This window comes from Congregibacter brevis (assembly GCF_045689245.1).
GTDB classification, from domain to species: Bacteria; Pseudomonadota; Gammaproteobacteria; order Pseudomonadales; family Halieaceae; genus Congregibacter; species Congregibacter brevis.
In genome coordinates this window covers 454,807-475,366 of sequence record NZ_CP136865.1, presented here as the reverse complement: position 1 = coordinate 475,366, position 20,560 = coordinate 454,807, and the positions used below count along the sequence as shown (strand labels likewise).

The 20,560-nt window shown below is 54.0% G+C and carries 21 protein-coding genes; 14 read left to right on the top strand and 7 right to left on the bottom strand.

The genetic code is table 11. The features are described from left to right. Positions 1-95: 95 nt before the first annotated feature. The 5 genes from parE to R0137_RS02035 all read left to right on the top strand — a co-directional run bounded on the left by parE (position 96) and on the right by R0137_RS02035 (position 5,738). Entirely contained in the window at positions 96-1,982 is a 1,887-nt protein-coding gene (gene parE, locus R0137_RS02055) for a DNA topoisomerase IV subunit B (RefSeq protein ID WP_407328163.1), read from the top strand. A 23-nt stretch (positions 1,983-2,005) separates the two neighbouring features. After that, complete coding sequence (locus R0137_RS02050) at positions 2,006-3,013, top strand: AraC family transcriptional regulator ligand-binding domain-containing protein (RefSeq protein WP_407328161.1); 1,008 nt, start codon at positions 2,006-2,008, stop codon at positions 3,011-3,013. A 104-nt stretch (positions 3,014-3,117) separates the two neighbouring features. After that, the gene (locus tag R0137_RS02045; RefSeq protein WP_407328159.1) at positions 3,118-3,975 is read left to right on the top strand and encodes an NAD(P)H-binding protein; all 858 of its coding nucleotides are present in this window, start codon (positions 3,118-3,120) and stop codon (positions 3,973-3,975) included. Continuing rightward, on the top strand, positions 3,972-4,403 hold the full coding sequence (locus tag R0137_RS02040) for a DUF4345 domain-containing protein (protein WP_407328157.1): 432 nt from the start codon (positions 3,972-3,974) through the stop codon (positions 4,401-4,403). Before R0137_RS02045 ends, R0137_RS02040 begins: the two co-directional genes overlap by 4 nt. Positions 4,404-4,487: 84 nt before the next feature. Continuing rightward, entirely contained in the window at positions 4,488-5,738 is a 1,251-nt protein-coding gene (locus R0137_RS02035) for a serine hydrolase domain-containing protein (RefSeq protein ID WP_407328156.1), read from the top strand. Here R0137_RS02035 and R0137_RS02030 read toward each other — a convergent pair. Further along, positions 5,722-6,252 carry a hypothetical protein gene (locus R0137_RS02030; RefSeq protein ID WP_407328154.1) on the bottom strand — a complete coding sequence of 177 codons (531 nt, stop codon included), beginning with the start codon at positions 6,250-6,252 and terminating at the stop codon, positions 5,722-5,724. The genes R0137_RS02035 and R0137_RS02030 overlap by 17 nt on opposite strands. Positions 6,253-6,330: 78 nt before the next feature. Here R0137_RS02030 and R0137_RS02025 point away from each other — a divergent pair, with 78 nt between their 5' ends. The 4 genes from R0137_RS02025 to R0137_RS02010 all read left to right on the top strand — a co-directional run bounded on the left by R0137_RS02025 (position 6,331) and on the right by R0137_RS02010 (position 9,047). Further along, the gene (locus R0137_RS02025) at positions 6,331-6,597 is read left to right on the top strand and encodes a hypothetical protein (protein ID WP_407330054.1); all 267 of its coding nucleotides are present in this window, start codon (positions 6,331-6,333) and stop codon (positions 6,595-6,597) included. Between the two features lie 33 nt (positions 6,598-6,630). Then, positions 6,631-7,155 carry a DUF1697 domain-containing protein gene (locus R0137_RS02020; RefSeq protein ID WP_407328152.1) on the top strand — a complete coding sequence of 175 codons (525 nt, stop codon included), beginning with the start codon at positions 6,631-6,633 and terminating at the stop codon, positions 7,153-7,155. Beyond that, on the top strand, positions 7,152-7,517 hold the full coding sequence (locus R0137_RS02015; RefSeq protein ID WP_407328151.1) for a hypothetical protein: 366 nt from the start codon (positions 7,152-7,154) through the stop codon (positions 7,515-7,517). The genes R0137_RS02020 and R0137_RS02015 overlap by 4 nt, the downstream gene beginning before the upstream one ends. Positions 7,518-7,592: 75 nt before the next feature. Continuing rightward, on the top strand, positions 7,593-9,047 hold the full coding sequence (locus R0137_RS02010; RefSeq protein ID WP_407328149.1) for a M20/M25/M40 family metallo-hydrolase: 1,455 nt from the start codon (positions 7,593-7,595) through the stop codon (positions 9,045-9,047). A gap of 61 nt (positions 9,048-9,108) precedes the next feature. Here the strand turns inward: R0137_RS02010 and R0137_RS02005 are convergent, their stop codons facing one another. Then, positions 9,109-9,762, bottom strand: a complete 654-nt coding sequence (locus R0137_RS02005; protein WP_407328147.1) for a CCXG family PEP-CTERM protein — start codon at positions 9,760-9,762, stop codon at positions 9,109-9,111. 226 nt (positions 9,763-9,988) lie between these two features. On the opposite strand from R0137_RS02005, the gene R0137_RS02000 reads away from it, so the two are divergent. Further along, positions 9,989-10,414: an HIT domain-containing protein gene (locus R0137_RS02000; protein WP_407328146.1), complete on the top strand. Its 426-nt coding sequence runs from the start codon at positions 9,989-9,991 to the stop codon at positions 10,412-10,414. 59 nt (positions 10,415-10,473) lie between these two features. Beyond that, positions 10,474-11,472 carry a multidrug DMT transporter permease gene (locus R0137_RS01995; protein ID WP_407328144.1) on the top strand — a complete coding sequence of 333 codons (999 nt, stop codon included), beginning with the start codon at positions 10,474-10,476 and terminating at the stop codon, positions 11,470-11,472. 168 nt (positions 11,473-11,640) lie between these two features. On the opposite strand, the gene deoC is transcribed toward R0137_RS01995, so the two are convergent. Continuing rightward, positions 11,641-12,321, bottom strand: coding sequence for a deoxyribose-phosphate aldolase (gene deoC, locus R0137_RS01990; protein ID WP_407328142.1), 681 nt, complete (start codon positions 12,319-12,321; stop codon positions 11,641-11,643). A 79-nt stretch (positions 12,322-12,400) separates the two neighbouring features. Between deoC and rbsK the strand changes: the two genes are divergently transcribed. Next, positions 12,401-13,318: a ribokinase gene (rbsK, locus tag R0137_RS01985; RefSeq protein WP_407328140.1), complete on the top strand. Its 918-nt coding sequence runs from the start codon at positions 12,401-12,403 to the stop codon at positions 13,316-13,318. A 137-nt stretch (positions 13,319-13,455) separates the two neighbouring features. Continuing rightward, complete coding sequence (locus R0137_RS01980; RefSeq protein WP_407328138.1) at positions 13,456-14,055, top strand: YceI family protein; 600 nt, start codon at positions 13,456-13,458, stop codon at positions 14,053-14,055. Between the two features lie 8 nt (positions 14,056-14,063). On the opposite strand, the gene R0137_RS01975 is transcribed toward R0137_RS01980, so the two are convergent. Next, entirely contained in the window at positions 14,064-16,469 is a 2,406-nt protein-coding gene (locus R0137_RS01975) for a multiheme c-type cytochrome (protein ID WP_407328136.1), read from the bottom strand. 86 nt (positions 16,470-16,555) lie between these two features. Between R0137_RS01975 and R0137_RS01970 the strand changes: the two genes are divergently transcribed. Then, positions 16,556-17,257, top strand: a complete 702-nt coding sequence (locus tag R0137_RS01970; protein WP_407328135.1) for a glutamine amidotransferase-related protein — start codon at positions 16,556-16,558, stop codon at positions 17,255-17,257. 30 nt (positions 17,258-17,287) lie between these two features. On the opposite strand, the gene R0137_RS01965 is transcribed toward R0137_RS01970, so the two are convergent. From R0137_RS01965 to R0137_RS01955, 3 genes are read right to left on the bottom strand one after another with little or no spacing between them, the layout of a single operon-like run. Then, positions 17,288-17,671, bottom strand: a complete 384-nt coding sequence (locus tag R0137_RS01965) for an STAS domain-containing protein (RefSeq protein WP_405271759.1) — start codon at positions 17,669-17,671, stop codon at positions 17,288-17,290. Between the two features lie 3 nt (positions 17,672-17,674). Further along, on the bottom strand, positions 17,675-20,047 hold the full coding sequence (locus R0137_RS01960) for a SpoIIE family protein phosphatase (protein WP_407328133.1): 2,373 nt from the start codon (positions 20,045-20,047) through the stop codon (positions 17,675-17,677). Between the two features lie 9 nt (positions 20,048-20,056). Next, positions 20,057-20,497, bottom strand: a complete 441-nt coding sequence (locus R0137_RS01955; RefSeq protein WP_407328132.1) for a VOC family protein — start codon at positions 20,495-20,497, stop codon at positions 20,057-20,059. Positions 20,498-20,560: the final 63 nt, after the last annotated feature.

The following is a 20,560-nucleotide window of genomic DNA, read 5'->3' as shown; positions in this document are numbered from 1 at the left end:
CGTTAATTTACCTGCCTCGCGGTTCAAGCCTCGGTGTTTTGTGATGCTCCCGTGTACAATGCCGCGATCTTTCTAATCAGGCGATTTCTACCGCAGTGAGCGATTATTCTTCTGAATCTATTGAGGTCCTAACTGGCCTTGAACCGGTGCGTAAACGCCCCGGAATGTACACCGACACCACGCGTCCCAATCACCTTGCCCAGGAGATTATCGATAATAGCGTCGACGAGGCGCTAGCGGGCTTCGCGCGGCAGATTGACGTCGTCCTTCATGCTGACGGTTCGCTGTCCGCTAGCGACGATGGTCGAGGCATGCCGGTAGACATGCACCCTGAGCAGAAAAAGCCAGGGGTAGAGGTGATCCTCAGTACGCTGCATGCTGGCGGTAAATTCTCCAGCAAAAACTATCAGTTCAGCGGCGGTCTCCACGGTGTTGGGGTCTCGGTGGTGAATGCTCTGTCAAAGCAGCTCACGGTGACCATTCGCCGAGACGCGCAAGTACACCAAATGAGCTTTGCCGGTGGTGAGAAGACCTCAGATCTCAAGGTGATTGATAGCTGTGGTAAGCGAAATACCGGGACTACGGTGCACTTTACGCCGGATCCCCAGTATTTCGATTCCATCAACTTCTCGGTGCCCCGGTTGAAGCACGTGCTGCGGGCAAAGGCGGTATTGTGTCCCGGGCTGCGCGTCACGTTCCTCGATGAGAAAAAGAACGAGAAAGAAGAGTGGTTCTACGAGGACGGTCTTACGGACTATCTTCTCTCCGCTACCGACGGCTTTCCAACCCTCCCGGTCGAGCCTTTCACCGGGAGCTTTAGCGGCAGCACGGAGGCGGTGGACTGGGCGGTTCAGTGGTTGCCTGAGGGCGGCGAACTGATTACCGAATCCTATGTAAACCTGATTCCAACGGCACAGGGCGGCACCCACGTAAATGGTCTTCGCACAGGCTTACTGGATGCGATGCGAGAGTTTTGTGAGCTTCGCTCTCTATTGCCCCGCGGCGTCAAGCTTGCGCCCGACGACATCTGGGAGCGCTGTAGTTACGTGCTTTCGTCGAAGCTAGAAGACCCGCAGTTCTCCGGCCAGACCAAGGAACGCCTCAGCTCCCGCGAGGCAGCGGCCTTTGTATCGGGGGTAGCCAAGGATGCGTTCAGCCTGTGGCTGAATCAGCATACCGGCGACGCAGAAGCGCTTGCCGAGCTGTGCATCAACACCGCACAGCGACGTTTACGTAGCGCCAAAAAAGTGGTGCGTAAGAAGGTCAGTGCGGGCCCGGCCTTGCCAGGGAAGCTTGCTGATTGCTCTGGCGAAGACATCACACGTACCGAGTTGTTCCTGGTAGAGGGTGACTCCGCTGGCGGAAGTGCGAAACAGGCTCGCGACCGCGAGATTCAGGCGATCCTTCCCTTACGCGGAAAGATACTGAATACCTGGGAGGTGGACTCCCAAGAGATTCTGGCGTCTCAGGAAGTGCACAATATCTCAGTCGCCTTGGGCATTGACCCCGCGGACGATGATCTTAGCGGTCTGCGCTACGGGAAGGTCTGCATACTTGCTGATGCCGACTCCGATGGTCTGCACATCGCAACTCTGATTTGCGCTCTGTTTGTTCGCCATTTCCGCGCTCTTGTTTCTGCTGGGCACGTCTACGTCGCGATGCCGCCTTTGTATCGAATCGATATTGGTAAAGAAGTGTTTTACGCGCTGGACGAAGCTGAGAAGCAGGGTGTTCTTGATCGCATAGAGGCAGAGAAGAAGCGTGGCAAGGTAAATGTGCAGCGTTTTAAGGGTCTTGGTGAGATGAATCCCCTGCAGCTTCGAGAGACGACCATGAGTCCCGACACGCGCCGTCTCGTGCAGTTGCGGCTTGAAGCCGGTGATGAAACCAACGAGATGCTGGACATGCTCTTGGCCAAGAAACGCGCGGGAGATCGAAAGTCCTGGCTTGAGACCAAGGGCGATTTGGCGGAAGTTTTGTAGGTTCTACGGCAACCGTAGATGCTATGAGCCAGATTACTTCACTCTACGTTTACAAAGTCGCCGCGCAGGCAAGCGCCGGCGTTGAAACACGTGATCTGGTCGAAGGTCTCGGCCTTAGCATTGATGGCGCCATCGACCCAAGTCAGATGGTCTCATCATCTGAGTACTATGACTTCTTCGCGGCACTTGCGAGTCGAGATCCTGAGGGGGTGGCTTTGCCTCTTCGTATTGGCGCGGCCATGCGCGTCGACGAATATGGGGCTTTTGGTCTCGCGTGGAAGTCCGCTCCCAACTTGCTTGGTTCCTTTATTCGATCTGAGCGCTATGGACACGTTTTAGGCAGTGCCGAAACCTATGCGGTGGAGCCGCGCGAAGAAGGTGTTTTTTTCAGCCTCGAAAAGGCCGGAGACGGTCGGCCCGGTATGTTACTTTCAAATGAAGCGAGCATTTCGGCGGTAGTAGCCATCAGCCAAGAAGCCAGCGCTATTCCATTTGCACCTCTGTCAGTCCACTTTAAACACGAAGCACGAGGTGCCACCTCCATTTATGAGGAGCACTTTTGCTGCCCGGTTTATTTCGAATCTGGGCGCGACGCTCTTTTTGTCAGTAAAGATAGCTTAGAAGCCCCCAATAAATTGGGGGATGCGACGATCGCGAGCTTCTTCGATCGTCATTTGGAGCAGGAACTAGAGTCTCTTTCAAGCGACCCTAGCCTGGAGCAGCAAGTTCGGAGCGTCATCGCGAATGTGCTCAGTGAAGGTGTGCCCACGCTATCGTTGGTTGCCTCTGAGTTAGGTGTTGGTGCCCGGACTTTGCAACGACGCCTAACAGAGCATGGCCACAGCTTTCAGGGTGTGGTTGATCTTGCGCGAAAGGATCTTGCGCAGCGTTTGTTACGCGAAACCAGCTACAGCCTTGCTGAAGTAGCGTTCCTTACGGGGTTCGCCGAGCAAAGCGGCTTTACGAGAGCTTTTAAACGATGGGCCGGGCAGACTCCCCGATCCTACCGACTGAGCAGTAGCTCTGCCTGATTTTAAAATTGTCATCATCGGCCTAAACACTGTCATCAACGGGCAAGAGTGAGAGCCAACTCTTTGCCATTCTGAGCTTGCTGAAACTAACCAGGAGCAAGTTCATGACCAACGATCAAAACAAATCATCAGAAAATGGCGACCTCACTCTCATCCTTGGCGGTACGGGGAAGACGGGGCGACGCGTGGCCGAACGCCTGCAGGCAAAAGGATGTCGTGTTCGAATCGGATCCCGATCATCTACACCGTCTTTTGACTGGGACAACGAGAAAGCCTGGGGCGCCTGTCTGGATGGCGTGAGTGCCGTATACATCACCTATGCGCCTGACTTGGCTATGCCGGGTGCAGTCGACGCGATTCAAAGCTTCGTGAACCTCGCTGTATCTCGAGGAGTAAAGCGATTGGTTTTGCTTTCTGGGCGTGGAGAGGAGGAAGCTCAGGCTTGCGAGAAGCTTGTTCAGGCTTCGGGCGTGGAATGGACTATTGTCAGGGCCAGTTGGTTCAATCAGAACTTCTCTGAGGGTGCCTTCATCGATATGGTTTTAAGTGGTGCGATCACCCTCCCTGCAGGAAACCAGCTCGAGCCTTTTGTCGATACCGATGACATCGCAGATGTGGCCGTGGCTGCTTTCACAGAGGATCACCACGGTGGCCAAATTTATGAAGTTACCGGACCGAGATTGATGACGGTAGCCGATGTTGCTGCTGATCTTTCCGCCGCCACAGGCCGCAAAATTGACTACATAGACGTCCCTCATGATGCGTTTGTCGCCGAGGTTGCGAGTTCCGGCGCCCCTAAAGATGTTGTGTGGATGCTCGATTATCTCTTTTCGACGGTTCTGGACGGACGCAACGCCTATCTGACAGATGGCGTGCAGCGTGCACTCGGACGAGCGCCTCGTGACTTTGCCGATTACGCTCGTGAGGTCGCGGCAACGGGTGCGTGGAGGACATCCGCATGAAACAAAGCATAAGATTTGCGTTGTTCAGTGCGGGCGCTCTTCTGGCACTTATTGGTGGCAGCCTAATGTTTACACCGAAGAGTTTTCTTGAGGATAGCGGTATCGTTTTGCAGCCAGAGCCAAGTCTAATGTCGGAACTAACGGCGCCGAGTGCTGTACTGATAGTCACCGCGTCTCTAATGATTTTTGCTGCGTTCAGGGCTCGTTATAGCAATCTGGCGCTACTCGTCGGAGCTGCCGTTTACGGAAGTTACGGCTTGGGACGAGTCATTAGTATGCTCATCCATGGTGTCCCCTCACAATCCTTGCTCATCGCCTTGTGCCTTGAGCTTACGATTGCCGTGGTGCTCTTGGCGCTTCGAGCAAAGGATTACTCCTTGCGAGTGCGCATTAGCTCTTCGTCAGATTTTCTGGAGAGACAGGCATGACGTGGCTAACTTTTCGTACTTTCGCAGCTACAACAGAAAGACCAAAGATTTTGGTCAATGATTGTCAGCTTGAGGGATGACGCCATGATGAGAGTTCTTTTGTACTGTATTTCTGCGCTGGTTCTCATTGGTCTGTGGGCAGTGCTGGTCTTTGTGGCAATTAGTGGGGGGTGGTTGAAGTCGCCCATCGTTGATTCGAGCTCGCCGAAATCGTTTGCGGAGGCTGCACGAGGCGTTGTGGATGACAGTCACACCGGCAACCTCAGTATGTACCTCATAGAAAACGGGCGTGTCGCTGAAGGTGTTTTCACATCATCGGGGGATGCCGTAGACGGAAGCTCTGTGTATCAGGTCGCCTCTCTAGGTAAGTGGATCACCGCATGGGGTGTGATGACCCTGGTCGAAGACGAGACCATCGATCTGGATAGTCCCGTATCCAATTACCTAACACGATGGGCCCTCCCTAAGAGTGAGTTTGACTCCGATGGAGTAACGGTTCGCAGACTCCTTAGTCACACAGCGGGACTTGATGACGCGCTGGGATACGACGGCTTTGAGAGCGCCGCCTCAGTGCAGTCTTTGGAAGAATCCTTATCCCGTGCCCGTGATGCATCTCCAGGCAAAGACGGGGTCGTGAAAGTAGGCATGCAGCCTGGTACTGAATGGAAGTACTCGGGTGGTGGTTACACAATGCTGCAATTAATCATCGAAGAAGTGTCGGGGCAGGACTTCGCTGAGTTTATGGCTGTCCGAGTCTTTGGGCCTCTCGGTATGACTCGCACAACGTTTCGATATTCCGAAGCGATGGAGTTGGGACTGGCAGAAAACTTTAGCCGCGATGGTCGCACAGAGCCTTTTCGCTGGTATTCGGCCCTGGCAGCTACATCACTATTTACCACAGCGGATGACCTGGTCACCTTCATGTCTGCGCAATCTTCTGCTGGTCAGCAATCTGTGTTGTCTGATGAAATGCTCAGGCTCATGCGGAAGCCTCATGCGACCCAGATGGGTGCTGAAATCTGGGGCTTGGGTGTGATGCTTTTTGCTCCAAACAACCAGGGCGGTTACGTTATTGGCCATGACGGTAACAATGGACCCGCGATTAACACTGTTGCCCGCTATGACCCGGACACTGGAGACGGTATCGTAATCCTTTCTACTGGCAGCGAAACACTCGCGACGCGACTTGCCGGGGAATGGATTTTTTGGAAGACAGGTAACGTGGACAGTCTGATGTTTCTCATGTCCTTGGGGTTGATGTTGCGGGTGATCGGTGGCGGGAGTCTTGTGATTCTTGTGCTAGTTGGGTTTTTTGGCATTAAGCGCCGTCGTTGAACTGATTTTGAGTTGGAAAAGCCTTGACGCCTTGCTTCTCCTCTAGTGCTTTTCGCTCTTCAATCAGGGAATGTTCAGCGCGTTCGTGGAGAACCGCGGCGTCAAACACTTCCTCACGAGCTCTGCGTTTTTTCTCGTGTGTTTCAAGGTCGTACACATCGCGCTTGTTGGCTTTTGAGACATAAGCCGTAGCTAATTCTTCACTACTTCTGCGGGCTGCTAAGACCCACAACAACCATGCAAAGAGAGCTAGCCACACAGCGCCGATCCAATTGAGCCAAGGCGCCACGGTAAAAATCCCGTAAACCGTAGCCGCGCACAATGCCCATGTAATGATTTGAATGATATGCAGTCCTTCGTAGTATTCATGGCAATGAACATTTTCTAGGATTCTGTGATGCTTGTCATCGAGCCCTGTGCTTTCGAAGAATTTGAGGGGGCTCTGGCTCTGATGAAGAGAAATATGGCAGCAGAGCTTGACCGGGTCGATATTGTTTGGGACGGGGCCTAGCATAGAACCTATTATGAGCAGAACGACAATTTCTCAGTCTTTCATAAAGACCGCTGGATAGGCTTCTTGTCCCTAGAGTTTGTGCCTAGGCGTCTATTTGTGCATAACGTGCAGATTACAGAGAGTGCGCAGGGTAGGATGCATGGGTACCGCATTTACCAGTGGCTTTTAAAGAGCGCAGCACTGGCCGACATCCAGGAAATTGTATGCGAGGCCTTCATTGATAGCTCGGTGATCCCTCTTTACGAGAGGCTCGGCTTTACGAGAGGCTCGGCTTTGAAACAGTTGCGACGGATCCTCCACTTTGTTCGATGCGGCCAAAAATTGAAGGCTAGCCTCAATCCGTGAGCGAGCGGTAGATGGCGATACTATGGAGCGTACTTGAACACTTACATTCTTTTTCTCCGCGGCGTAAATGTCGGCGGCAAAAATCTCCTCCCCATGAAAGATCTACGTAGCTGCTTGGGAGACGCTGGCTACGCAAACGTTCAAACCTATATCCAAAGCGGCAATATCATTCTGGATTCTGCAGCGGATCCTGCAGTAAAAGTTGCAGGCGTGATTGAGAAGAAGTTTGGTTTTCGTCCAGCAGTCATGTCCGTGACGGAGAGTGAGTTCATGGCCGCCGCCATGCAGAACCCCTTTTCTGAGGAGGCAGGCAATACTGTTCATTTCTATTTTTGCCCCCGGAAGCCAAATTTGGATGCGAGCAAGTTGGAAAAGTGGGACGCCAATTCAGAGCGTTACGAAGTCCATGGAAATGTCTTTTATTTGCATGCGCCCGATGGCATCGGTCGATCAAAGCTCGTTGCCAACATAGATGCGTGCCTTGGCGTTTGCGGCACGGGGCGCAACCTTAATACCGTGAGAAAGCTCCAAGACATGCTTCAAAATCGAACGGCATGAGAAAAACCGATAAGAAGCATGAGCGAATGCTCGTCGAGGCTCTCACTCGAGTATGTGATCAGGCGCTAGAGGAGATCGACGGTTTTTCGTGGATAACGCACTTTGTGGACTTCAACAACTTCCCCGACTCGTTATTAGTTGTTTGTGTATTTAAAACGGAGGAGCAGTTGCGAGCCGTTCGTTCGGCAAAGGAAGACGCGTACTTATCCAAGAGAGTGGTAGAAGAGCTTCAAAGCGAAGCTGTACCGATCAGCGCTACATGGCGCCGGGTTCAATTCGATACGGAAGAGGCCTGTGCGAGCTCGCATTCGGGGGACTGGCAGGCGCGGTATCGAAGCCGGCCTGCAGTGCCTAGGATTTAGTACCGAGGTCGCTTAAGCGACGCTGATAGGCTACTTTCAAGTTTGTTATACAGAACGCCAAGACAAGAGTCGTCGGTGGGCAATCAACAGCAGGGGGATATTCAGGTGGGTAGAGGAATAAACAAAGCTTTCACAGGGGCGTACTGTAAAGCGGGAATCCGATCTTTACGGCATGGTCTCTTCGCGGCGCTGATTGCGGCGACACTGCCTGCAGCCGCGCAGACGCTGGATGATGAAGCCGTAGAATGGCTTCAGGCATTTCTCAAAATCGACACGATCAACCCACCCGGAAATGAATCTCGAGCTGTCGATTTCTATTCCAAGATTCTAGATGCCGAGGGCATATCCTGGAGCTCGGCGGAGAGTGCGCCTGGACGGGGAAACATCTGGGCAAGGATTGAGGGCGGCGATGAGCCCGCTTTGATTCTTCTCCAACATACCGATGTAGTGCCAGCAGACCCCAAGTATTGGACTACGGATCCGCTGTCTGGCGAGATTCGCGAGGGTTTTATCTGGGGACGCGGCGCCATAGACATGAAGGGCACGGGTATTACCCAGCTTGCTACTTTCCTTAGCTTGCATCGCGCAGGTAAGCCTCTGAACCGGGATGTAGTGTTTGTAGCTACTGCAGACGAAGAGGCCGGCGGATTGTTTGGCGCAGGGTGGCTACTGAAGAACCACCCTGAAATTTTCGACAATGCAGGTCTCCTGTTGAATGAGGGCGGCAGCGGCCGCCTGACAGCTAAAGGGGAGACCATATTTTCTGTAGAGCTGACGCAGAAAGTCCCGGTTTGGCTAAGGCTCACCAGTGTGGACAAACCTGGGCACGGCTCTATGCCTTACCCGACCTCTTCGGTTACGCGTGTCGTTCAAGCGTTGGAGTTGGTACGAACTAACCCCTTCCCGGCGCGAATCATTGCTCCGGTAGATGCGATGTTTCGCAGTATTGCGCAAAGTGCAGAGCCCGAATGGGCGCCGGCATTTGCAGACATGGCCGCAGCTATTGAAGAGCCGGGATTCTTAACCCGACTTCAAAAGTTCTCACCACCCATGCATGCGTTAACACGTGACACCTGCTCTATCACGCGAATGTCGGCATCCAACAAGATCAATGTTGTTCCCCCAGAAGCTTGGGGGGAGATTGATTGTCGGATTCTCCCTGACAAGCCGGTCGATGAGTTTGTGGAAGAGATGCGCGAACTGGTCGCGCCCAGCGGTGTAGAAGTCGAAGTGTTGATGGCTTTTTCGCCAGCGATTACCGATACAGGATCTCGGCTTTATAGTGCGATTACAGACATCACGGCGGAAAGGCACCCGGGTTCTCGGGTGATGCCATCGGTGTCAGCTGGTTTTACGGATAGCCACTTTACGCGGGACGCTGGAATCGCCAGCTACGGTTTTACGCCAACGGTGATACCTGAGTCTGAGATGGTGCGGATTCATGGTAACGATGAGCGGATCAGCGAAGCGGCTTTTCGTCGGGGAGTTGATGACCACCTAGCGATTATCGAGGCGGTGGTTTACGACTGAGGGGTAGTAACGAATCTGCGGTGCCCATAGGCACCGCAGCAGCGCGTGTATGTGATGAAACTTACTTTTGCTGACGGCGTCGCAGCACTAACAGTGCGCCGATAGCCATCAAAGGAAGAGAGCCCGGTACGGGAACTGCGTTGACCTCGAGTGCTTGCCACTCGGCTGGTGCATCATTGAAGGCTGCAATTTGACCAGTTTCGAAAGTGCGGTACTGGGCGGAGTTTATTCCGTCGCAGCATCCTTCAAAGCCCAAAAGTGTGAGTGAAAAACTGCCTACATCTGAAAAACTGTAGGTAAGGATTTCATTGCTTTTGTTCCAGTTTTTGGCCCACCAAATGTCGTCGTTAATGAGGCTTACGGGTGCATCATCAAAGTCAGCGCGAATAAAGCCGCCGCGGCCCCAGTCCATGCCGAACTGAAACTCGGCGCTGCCTGAGAGGCTGCCAGTAATCGTGTAAAGAGCGCCGTATCCACCATTCGATCCGCCGCAGGTCGTCTGCGAATTGATCCCGGTGAATGCCTCGAGGTCTTTATCGCAGTACTGTGTACCAGTATCGAAAGCGGACTTAGCTTCCGAGAACGTTGATTCATCGTCGACTGAGTACGGTGTAGTTGCCATCTTCACGTTAATGGACTCGATGACTAGCCCTGCGCTGGCAAAGCTTGAACAAGCTGTCAGTGTGAGGCCGGCAATCAATTTTGAGTAACGCATGGATCTTCGCTTTTCTTTGGATTCGGCGCGATTAAAGCTAAGCACGGGCCCAGATACACGCCAATCGAGCGAAATCTGCGGTTTTCGTCACGCTTCGCTCTTAATTGCCCAGCATAGTGTGATCCAGGTCACACAACGATTTGAGGTTGTGCTCGTGCAGCTTTGACCTGCGAATCATTGCGTCAGAGAATACGACGCACTTTCTATCTATTTTTATGGGCCCAAAGTGACGTTGAAAAAACAGTGGCAACTGCATCCTACTCTGGCCAAGGACTGCCATGTGTTGGGACGCACGGCCTCTGTCGAGTTGCTACTTCATAGCAACGCGGCGCTCCACTGGTTCATTCTGGTGCCGCATACGTCAGTTGTGGATCTGTTTGATTTGGAGGTCTATGAGCGAGACGCGCTTTTTGCGGAGGCACAACGCTTGAGTGATCACCTAAAACAGACCCTGAACTACCCCCGGGTAAATGTGGGTGCGCTAGGGCTCGTTGTCCCGCAGCTGCATCTACACGTTGTTGGCCGCCGGGAAGATGACCCCTGTTGGCCGGCGCCTGTGTGGGGAAACTTGAAGACCGGCGACACCTACTCCGCCGAACAGATTGAGCACGTAAGAGGCGAGCTAGACGCCCTTGGTTGTTTCAACGCTTGAAACTTTCTCCCCGCAGTCCGATTATGGCGGTCCTTGGGGAATAAAAACGAGAAACCACCATGCTCATTGTCGAGTCCTACACCATCGCCGTAGCGATGTGCGTCATTACCATGCTGTGCTGGGGGTCCTGGGCTAACACCCAGAAACTCGCCAGTAACGAATGGCAGTTCCAGCTCTTTTACTGGGATTACTCTTTGGGCGTGTTGCTCCTGACATTGCTCTTCGCATTTACCATCGGTTCTTCCGGTGAAGAAGGTCGGGCCTTCATGCCTGATATCTCTCAGGCGAGCAATCAGGCTATCCACTCGGCTTTGATTGGGGGGGTGGTCTTCAATTTGGCCAATATTCTATTAGTTGTTGCCATTGATATCGCAGGAATGGCCGTCGCCTTCCCTGTCGCCATTGGATTGGCCTTAGTTATTGGCGTCGTCACGAACTACCTCGCGGCGCCCGTAGGAGACCCTGTGTTTCTATTCGCGGGAGTTGGTTTGGTTACGGCAGCTATCATTGTCTGCGCGCTCATTTACGCGCGCCTACCCCAGGATGAGGGACGTTCTGTGGGTAAAGGGCTTGCGATCTCAGTGATCGCCGGTATCGCCATGGGCTTCTTTTATCGCTTCGTTGCATCTTCCATCTCCATGGATTTTGCGAATCCCGAAGCGGGCCTTATGACCCCTTATAGCGCTGGCGTGGTGTTTGCCGTCGGCCTTCTGGTGTCGAACATCATTTGGCTGATCCCGCTGATGTACAAGCCCATCTCGGGCGAAGTAGCGCCTATCGGTGAGTACTTCAGTAAGGGAACGCCCCGACTGCACCTTGTAGGTATTTTGGGCGGCGCGATCTGGTGTGTTGGCTTTTCCTTTAGCTTCATCGCGTCCGGCGCAGCTGGCCCCGCCATATCCTACGGACTCGGTCAGGGCGCCACTATGGTCGCCGCCTTCTGGGGCGTGTTTATCTGGAAAGAGTTCAAAGACGCTCCCGAAGGTACATCCATGATGATTACAGCAATGTTCGCACTGTTCTTCGTGGGCCTTGGGTTGATTGTCTATTCAAGATAGTTAGAAAGTATTAATGAGCGAGCGGGAATTGCGCTCGGTAATGCAGCGAGGGAGCGTCAGCGTCCATGGAAGGACGCTGCCGAGCCGCCATGGATGGCGCTTTTTGCGTCTCCCGAGTGCATTACCGAGCGTAGTTCCCGCGTCAATCAACGATTGGTTTTGCTGACTTCAGTAAGCCTCAGCCCCAACCCCACCAGTAACAATTGCCACTCCAGCACTGCATCCCAAACGGTTAGCCCCTGCGTTAAGCATGGCTACCGCAGTTTCTCGATCACGAATGCCTCCCGATGCCTTGACGCCTATGTCCGGGCCCACAACGCTGCGCATCAGCGCAACGTCTTCAATAGTGGCACCGCCCGTGCTGAATCCTGTGGACGTCTTTACAAATGCTACGCCGAGGTCGCGGCAGATTTCGCAGGCTAGGCGTTTATGGGAGTCTGTGATTAAGCAGGTCTCAAGGATCACTTTCAGGGGAACGTCTGCGCAGCTGGCAAGAACTTCTACGATCCCTGCTTGCACGGCCTCCCAGTTACCTTCCAGTGCCTCGCCGATGGACATCACCATATCGATCTCTTGCGCGCCCGCGTTGATAGCGGTGCGCACTTCAGCCGCTGTAGCGACGGGTGATGAAGCACCGAGGGGAAACCCAACAACTGAACAAGTCTTTACGGTGCTGCCTTCGAGTCGCTCCGCTACTTTTGGTACCCATAGGCTATTGACGCAAACGGCGGCAAAGCTATATTCCAGAGCCTCGTTGCAAATCCGATCAACATCGACGGCCCGGGCTTCTGGTTTCAGCAAGGTGTGATCGATGGCTGCTGCGATAGTCGCATTGTCATAGTTGTCCATAGAATGGGCCCTGATGCAGTCGTATTTAAGGTCGGTTAGGCTACACTGTCGCGCATCGAATAAGAACGGAAGGACTGCTATGAAAATTGCTGTTATCGGCTCCTGCATGGTCGATCTGATTGCCTATACCGACACCGTGCCCAAGGCCGGAGAAACACTGGTGGCAAATGAATTCGCCATGGGCTGCGGTGGAAAGGGCGCAAACCAGGCGGTAGCTGCCTCTAAGCTTGGCGCAGACGTATTGATGATGGGCCGCGTGGGCGATGACGCTTTTGCCGACAAGACCCTCGCAAATTTTCAGGAATATGGGGTCAGTATTGAGCACGTAACCAAAGTACCCGGCGTTTCCAGCGGTGTTGCTCCCATATGGGTTGACGCGGATTCTCAGAATCGGATTCTGATCATTCCTGGCGCCAACATGCATTTGCTGCCGTCGGATATCGATGCGGCCGCCGATCAACTTAAGCAGTGCAGCATGATTATTCTACAGCTGGAAATCCCGCTGGAGACTGTGTACGCGGCCATTGAATTTGGTAACAGCAATGGAATTCCCGTGCTGTTGAATCCCGCTCCCGCGAGCACCGAGCTGGATATCGACTACGCCTGTCGTTGTGATTACTTTGTGCCGAATGAGACAGAGCTCGAGATTCTTACAGGAATGCCGGTGGAGAATGAAGATCAAATCGCGGCAGCGGCAAGCTCTTTGCTAGCTAAGGGGCTGAAGAACCTCATCGTGACTCTCGGTGAGAAAGGCGCTCTTTGGATGCATGGAGATCAGCGCACGCACGTCACTGCGCCCGCCGTAAGCGCCGTAGATACCACTGGCGCCGGTGATGGGTTCATCGGCTGCTTTGCGGCTCAGCTTGCCGCGGGTGCCGACGTAGAAACAGCCTTGGGCCGGGCAGTGAGTTATGCCTCGCACAGCGTCACGGGTAAAGGAACGCAAACGTCCTATGCCACGGCTGATGAGTTTGCTGCTTGGCAGAGTGAGAGCTGAATTTGAGGGCGTAGTTGTGGGGTAGTTGTGGCGTAGTTGTTGGGTCGTCGTGGGATAGTTGTTATCTCACGATGATTGGAGTACCACTCACAGCAACCCAAATCATGAAAGCAACGAGATATACGAGAGAGAACCCGATGAAATTGTTATCAAGAACTGCCGTCGCGCTAACTAGCGCCGTCCTCTTTTCAAGTGCAAGCCAATTCGCTCTTGCGGATTGGGTACTTGATGGTCAGCGCTCCACCGTGCAGTTTATGTCTGTAAAGAACGCCAGCGTGGCTGAGCTGCATCACTTTCGGTCTATTACCGGCGGTATCAGTGACACTGGCGCTGCACAGGTTGCTCTGGATCTCGACAGTGTCGAAACGTTGGTACCGATTCGTAATCAGCGGATGCGCGAGTTGCTGTTTGAGACGGTGCGTTTTCCCGCCGCGATGTTAAGAGCCGAAGTGCCGGAGTCACTAAGTGCCTTACCCATCGGTGAAACACGCGATACTGCCATAGAGGTCGAAGTCGACCTTCATGGAGCCAAGCAGTCTTACATCGCCGAAGTGTTGGTGACACGCCTCAGTGACGGAGGTTTGCAGGTGGTGATCAGTGAGCCGCTAGTGGTTAAGGCCGCGGACTTTGGCCTCGATGGGGGTATCGAAATTCTTCGCGAGGTCGCAGGCCTTCAAAGTATTAGTACCGCAGTACCCGTGTCCGGACAGTTGGTGTTTCTGCCAGAGCCAGACTAAGCCATAGCTTAGAGCTTCAGACCTAGGCTGGCGGCTAACTGCTGATAGTTGGGGTTTCGAGGAGCCAGGGCTATCAGCTTCTTCGCATAGCGTCTGGCATTGTCTGTGTTACCGCTTTCGGCACTGTAGTTTACGAGGGCCAGCAAAACCTGCTCATCGGCAGGAAGAGCGGCGTGGAGCCTTCGCAGAGTATTCAGCGATCCAGCGATGTCGCCAAAGTCGTGCTGGGCGACGCCGTAAACAAACCGGTGTCGCGACCCGACGGTTTCCACAGAGGCGGCTTTCGCGAGCCATTCCAGTGAGCTATCTCGGCGCCCTGCTCGCGCTTCCAGTAAACCCAGAGCATGCATTGCATCCCCGCTCTCGGGGTTCACCTCAAGAGCCAATTTCAGCTGCTCCTTCGCCTCAGACTCTCGGCTCTGGCCGCGTAGCAAATCAGCAAGGTTCAGGTAAGCGGACATCAGCTGCGGGTTCAGAGCCAGTGCTTCTCTGTAAGCGGACTCTGCCGCTGGGAAATCGCCTCGAGTCGCATTGAATATGCCCAGCTGCATGTTAATAGCCGGCATATCCAAATGCTGTTTTTGCACTGCTTTGTATTCATCGAAGAGGGCCAGCAGCGATTTTTGACGAGCGCCATCAAGCTCATTCAATGGGACCGCCGCCAGACTCATGGCAACCTCCATACGAACACCGGTTACGGGATCCTTAATCAATGGAGCGAGGGCAAGATAACGCCGAGCTACAGGCAGCTGTTGCGTGGCCCTCACTGCAGATATACGCAGGAGTGGATCATCCGCTATGAGTAGGCTCTGAGCAATTTGCAGGGTTCCCTGAGCACCACTTGAGGAGACCTGCTCTAGCGCCGTTGCACGCCAAATTGGAGAAGCACTCTCATCGCCCGCTAGGGCCATTAAGCTTGGCACTGCACGGCTATCGCCTCTCTGAAGCGCTGCCATCGCCACCGCAGGATGGTCGCTGGTTGTGCCGAAGTTAGTGCCCCAATCCCTAAGTGCGTCCAATGCCCATTGCGACGTCTGATCATCGTGACACTCGGTGCACGCGTTGGGTGTGCCTATCATCACACTGAGATCTGGCCGCGGTATGCGCATGGAGTGATCCCGCCGCGCATCAACTCCCATATAGGTCTGCGCTGGCATATGACAGTTTACGCACTGTGCACCCGCACTTCCCGCTGGGTGATTGTGATGCTGGCTTGAGTCAAACACATCGGCTTTATGACATTGGGCGCAAACGCCGTTACCTTCCGCGCGCAGTTGGTTGGAATGAGGCTCGTGGCAGTTTGCGCAGACGACACCTGCCTGAGACATTTTGCTCTGCATGAACGACCCATAAACGTAGACCTCGTCCAGAATCTGTCCGTCGTGGTGGTACAGGGGTTGCCCTAGCAGTGAAAGGCGGTGTGTATCCGACAACGGTTTGCCGTGTTCATAACTACCTAGCGTTCCTCGCCGCGCGTGACAGCGACCACAGCTATCGACTTGTTGATGGTCGTTAAGCGTCGTTTTACGCCGCGCGATAGACTCTCCATCGGGAAAGTACCATTGCCCTCGGGCGCTTAAGTCCGTTTGAAGCCCCGTGGGATTCGTGCCGCTGAGTGCTCCTGACTGTGCGAGAGCGATGTGCTGGCTACCGGGTCCGTGACAGGCCTCGCAGCCGACGTCTTCCTCATAGAACGTTGTGGCAAACTTCCGTGTATTCCCGTCGTAGTTTTTTTGCACATCCGTGCTGTGACATTCGGCGCAGCGGGTATTCCAGTTGAGATAAGGGCCGGTCCAGTGCAAAGGGTCGTCGTAAAGAATCTCCTCATCAGGAAACAGGTGATACCAGCGCTGACCGCCGGCTTTGGCGTCCCGTGTGTCCCAAGCGACGGCTAAGGCCTGAAGCCGGCCATCTTCCATAGGCAACAGATACTGTTGAAGAGGGTCTACGCCGAAAACCCAGGCAACGGGAAACTCTGTAATTTGGCCGTCAGGTCCATCGGTACGCACGAAGTAGTCGCCATTGCGCGTAAGAAACTGGGTTTCTACGCCAAAGTACTCAAAGCTGGCATCGTCAAAGTCACCTAATACTGTTTCCGGCGTGGGTTTCTGCATTGCAAGATCATGGTGTGAGCCTTGCCACTTTGCATGCTCGCCCTGGTGGCAGCCGGAGCACTCTTCAGTGCCAACAAAGCTTGGATCCTTGGGCTCTGCCGCCCCAACAGTGGTGCTCGCAAAGGGCAGGAATAGCAGAGAAAGTGCTAACAAAAGAGTAAAAAGGACGTCCATCAACGGCATTGGACCCGGGCAGCCAATGGCATCTGAGCTCTTCTTGAAAGCCGTGAGAGTATTGTCGGAGCCGCCATGAGCGAGTGCTGAGATACAGAAAATTTTCATTCCTGCATGGTAACGCAAACTGCGCCTCCCTCTCCCGGGATATAGACAGTTCCTCACCCAGGTTCGTAGACTATCTCCTGTAACTCCTTATCGGGAATCAGTTCGTGAAAATTGGAATTTTAAAAACGGATGCCGTGCGTGAAGAATGGGTCGATGACTTTGGCGAGTACCCCGATATGTTTGCTGCGTTACTGGGCAGCCGGGATTCTGATTTAGAGTTCGTCACTTTCGATGTTCGTTTGGGTGAGTATCCTGAAGATATAGATGACTGTGACGCCTATCTCATGACGGGTAGTCGACACAGTGTTTATGACGATTTGCCTTGGATAGCGCCGCTGAAGAGCTTTGTTCGTGATCTGAATGATCGACGTAAAAAGCTCGTGGGGATCTGTTTTGGACATCAACTTATTGCCCAAGCTCTGGGTGGCCGCACAGAGAAGGCCGCCGCTGGTTGGGGGGTTGGTATGCATCACCATCGCTTCTCCCGCCGGCCGAGCTGGTTTGACGAGGGTGACCTGGAGTTTCCTATTCTGGTGACTCATCAGGATCAGGTGACCGAGAACGCGGAAGGCGCAGAGGTTTTAGCAAGCAGTGATTTTTGTCCGAACGCGGTATGCCAGATTGGTGATCACATTTTGACGATGCAGGGTCACCCGGAATTCGTGAACGATTATTCTCGGGCGATCATGGAGTTTCGCCGCCAGATTATTAGCGAGCCTGTTTACCAATCGGGCGTTGCGTCCCTATCAGAGCAACCGGCAACAGACCGGATGGCGCATTGGATACTGCGTTTTCTAAAAGATTAGAAGTGGGCCCTTTGGCAAGGAGCCCTTAGTTCAGGGAGTATCCCCACCTCTGACCTTGGCCTGCATGGCGTCGAGGTACTCATCCAGCTCGGCATCGTTTGAAAACACCGCCATATCGGGCAGTGCCTGCAGTATCTCGAACACTTTCGCTATCTGCGGTTGACGGTTTGCGACAGCAAGACTGCGCCCGGCGCTCTTTAGTTGCTTTGCGGCCTTAAAAATCACGCGCAGTCCTGCTGAGCTCACGTAATCCAGAGCCTGCATATCGAGGAGTACCATCTGCCAGTCGCCCGCAATAGCGTCCGCTAGGGTGTCTTCAAAACCCGGCGCGGTGTCGGTGTTAAGGCCTCCGATCATACTCACTCGTAAAAGAGATTTGGCGTGATCTTCGTGGAGCTGGGTATCCAGGTTCATGGTTTATTCTCCGGTAGCATGGTCCGTCTCTGGGCCAAAGGCAGGCAGATCTAGTCGTAAGCGAAGTATATTGCGACCTTCTTGTCGCTGATAGGACTGGCGACTGGTGAGCTGAGTGATCAAGTGTAGCCCTAAACCGCCAATACTGGCGTCTTCAGTGCTCTCGCCCAGTGCTGAGCGTTGCGCTTCCTGAAGGGGGTTATAGGCGTGGCCAGGATCAACGCACTCTAACTCTACGCGATCGATAAAACGCTCAAGGCCAAGACTCATAGTGGCCTTATCCTCGGTGCGAGCGTGGTCTCGAATATTGCAAACAACTTCTTCAAGGACCAACTGCATATCGTGGAGCGCGTCGATTGGAAGTCCCTGGGCCTGCCATTGATCCTCCAGCCATCGAGCTGCGTTTCCGGCAAGGCTATTGTCGACTGTGAGGCTGCTGCGCTCTGCCTGGAGCGGCGCTCGACGTTCTCCGGGGACTTCAAGAAGCATGAGAGACATGTCGTCAAACTGCGGCGCCCCCGCGGCAAACTCATCCACTGACGCAAAAATCGCCTCGCCTGCCTCATGGAGTGGAAGGTTATCAGGTTGTATCAGGAACTCGGAAAAACGCGTTTCACCTAAAAGCTCATCGTCGGGATTCTGTGCCTCATCAAAGCCATCGGTATAAATCACTAGACGGTCATCACTCTGAAGCTGCAGTCGGTTGACTGGAAAGCTCAGGCCCTCCTGAAGCCCCAAGGCCGGGCCTCGGTTTTGTTCGATAGCGTTTGGCTGCCCCTCTCGAAGAAGAATCGGAGCGCTATGCCCGGCGCTGGCATAACGAAGTTCGAGAGTGTTCAGGTCAAGTACGCCGATAAACAGGGTCAGGAACATGCAGTTATCGTTGTCTCTTGTCAGACCCTCGTTGAGCTGCCTCAGAGCAATCTCCGGGGGTACCGTGCCGGGCTGCACTTCCCACTGCTGAATGAGACTGATTGCCCTCGCCATGAACAAGGCAGCGGGTACGCCTTTGTCAGAGACATCGCCGATGCAAATGAGTAGCTTTCGTCCTGCTTGATGAAAGGAGTATAGATCTCCCCCGACAGCGCGCGCGGGGCGCACACGAGCCCACAGCGTAAGTGCGTCGTTGTCGAGTTCGGCCTGACCGCCCTGAGGTAGCATAGCCATTTGAATTTCCCGCGCAGCGCTGAGCTCGCCGTCCATGCGGCTGCGCTGGGCGGCTGCGGTTTCCAAGTCCTTAATGTAATGGCCTAAATCCTGGCGCATGGAATCAAACGCATTAACCAGTTGGCCAACTTCATCACCACCGTTTGTCTCAGGTAGCGCGACGTCTAGCTCTCCTTTTGCAATAGATTTACTTGCGTCCGATAGCGCCAGAAGAGGAGCAGTGAGCCTTCTCGCTACCACTATCACCACCAGGGCCATAAGAATCAGCATGCCTGTACCGACAAAGAGCACACGCGTTTGGTAGTCACGAAGGGGGCGCAAAAGAGTGTCCTCTGAATAGACGATACCCACAGACCAATGACTATCCTTAGCGTCCGCTATGCGCAATTGGCAAAGCGCATTGCTGCCGGGGCAGCGGACCGAGGCGCGCAAGGAATCGCTTTCAGTGGTCTGAAGCCAACGCTGCCAGTCGCTCACAGTGTCGCTCACCAGCACTTCGGAAATGGGCTCACTGATGACCTCATCCTCAGGAGCGCCTATCAATGTGCCTCGAGAAGTGAGTAGAAATCCAAATCCGTTTTTGTCGATACGCAAATCGTCCAGGTACTCATCAAGATCTGAGAGTCGTAGGTCTATGGTGGCGACCCCGATGAATCTCTGCTGGCTATTGCGGTTTGTGCGGTACAAGGGGGCCGAGAACGTCGTCAGCTCTACTTTTGCTCCGGTGGCTTCAAAATAGGGCTCTACCCAAGCGGCATGTCCTAAATCCCGAACATCGGCAAACCAGGGTTCTTCCCAATAGGGAGTCTCTGCCTCCGCCAAATCGGTGCGTATCAGGCTGCCGCGATTGCGATAAAGGTAGGGCGCTAAGCCTTTTTCTGAGCGAGTATATGTTGGGTCCAGAGCGATGGTCGCGGCAAAAATGTTTGGATTACTGTCGACTACGCCCCGTAGCACCGTATCCATTCGCGCTTCGTCGGGAACTTCATCTATTGCCTCCCCAAGAAAGCGCACAGACGCCTCCAGACCTGTTGTGAGCTCCTGAATACGCAGAACAGCACTGGAAACAGAATTGCGGGCGCCGTTTTCCAGGCTTTCAACAATCCGCGCTCTCGAAATCTGGTAGTCAATGAAGAGACCGCTCGTAATCACGGCAGCCGCGACCAGTGTTACAGGCACCACCAGTCGGGTTGTGAAGGAGCGACTCACTAGGCTGACTTACCAGCTACCGGTATTGGGCATGGAAGCCCAAGGCTCCCGGGGTGCCAGAGACTCGCCCGCTTGTAGTAGTTCAATAGAGATTCCATCTGGCGAGCGTACAAATGCCATGTGACCATCTCTAGGGGGACGATTGATGGTGACTCCGCCGTCCATGAGCTGTTGGCAGGTCGCGTAGATATCGTCTACGCGATAGGCAAGGTGTCCAAAGTTTCTCCCACCGTCGTACTCCTCCGGGTCCCAGTTATGGGTGATCTCGACCATGGGCACGTTAGACTCGCCGGAACTCTCGACGTCGCCGGGCGCAGCAAGAAAGACCAGGGTAAAGCGACCCTGGTCGCTGTCGTAGCGACTGGTTTCTACCAGCCCCAGCTTGTTGCAATAGAATTCCAGCGTTTCTGTGAGATCACGAGCTCGAACCATGGTGTGCAGGTACTGCATGATGAATATCCGTTAGGTAAGGGGTCTCGATACTAGGCAGCTCCCCGCTCTGCGGCAAGTGTG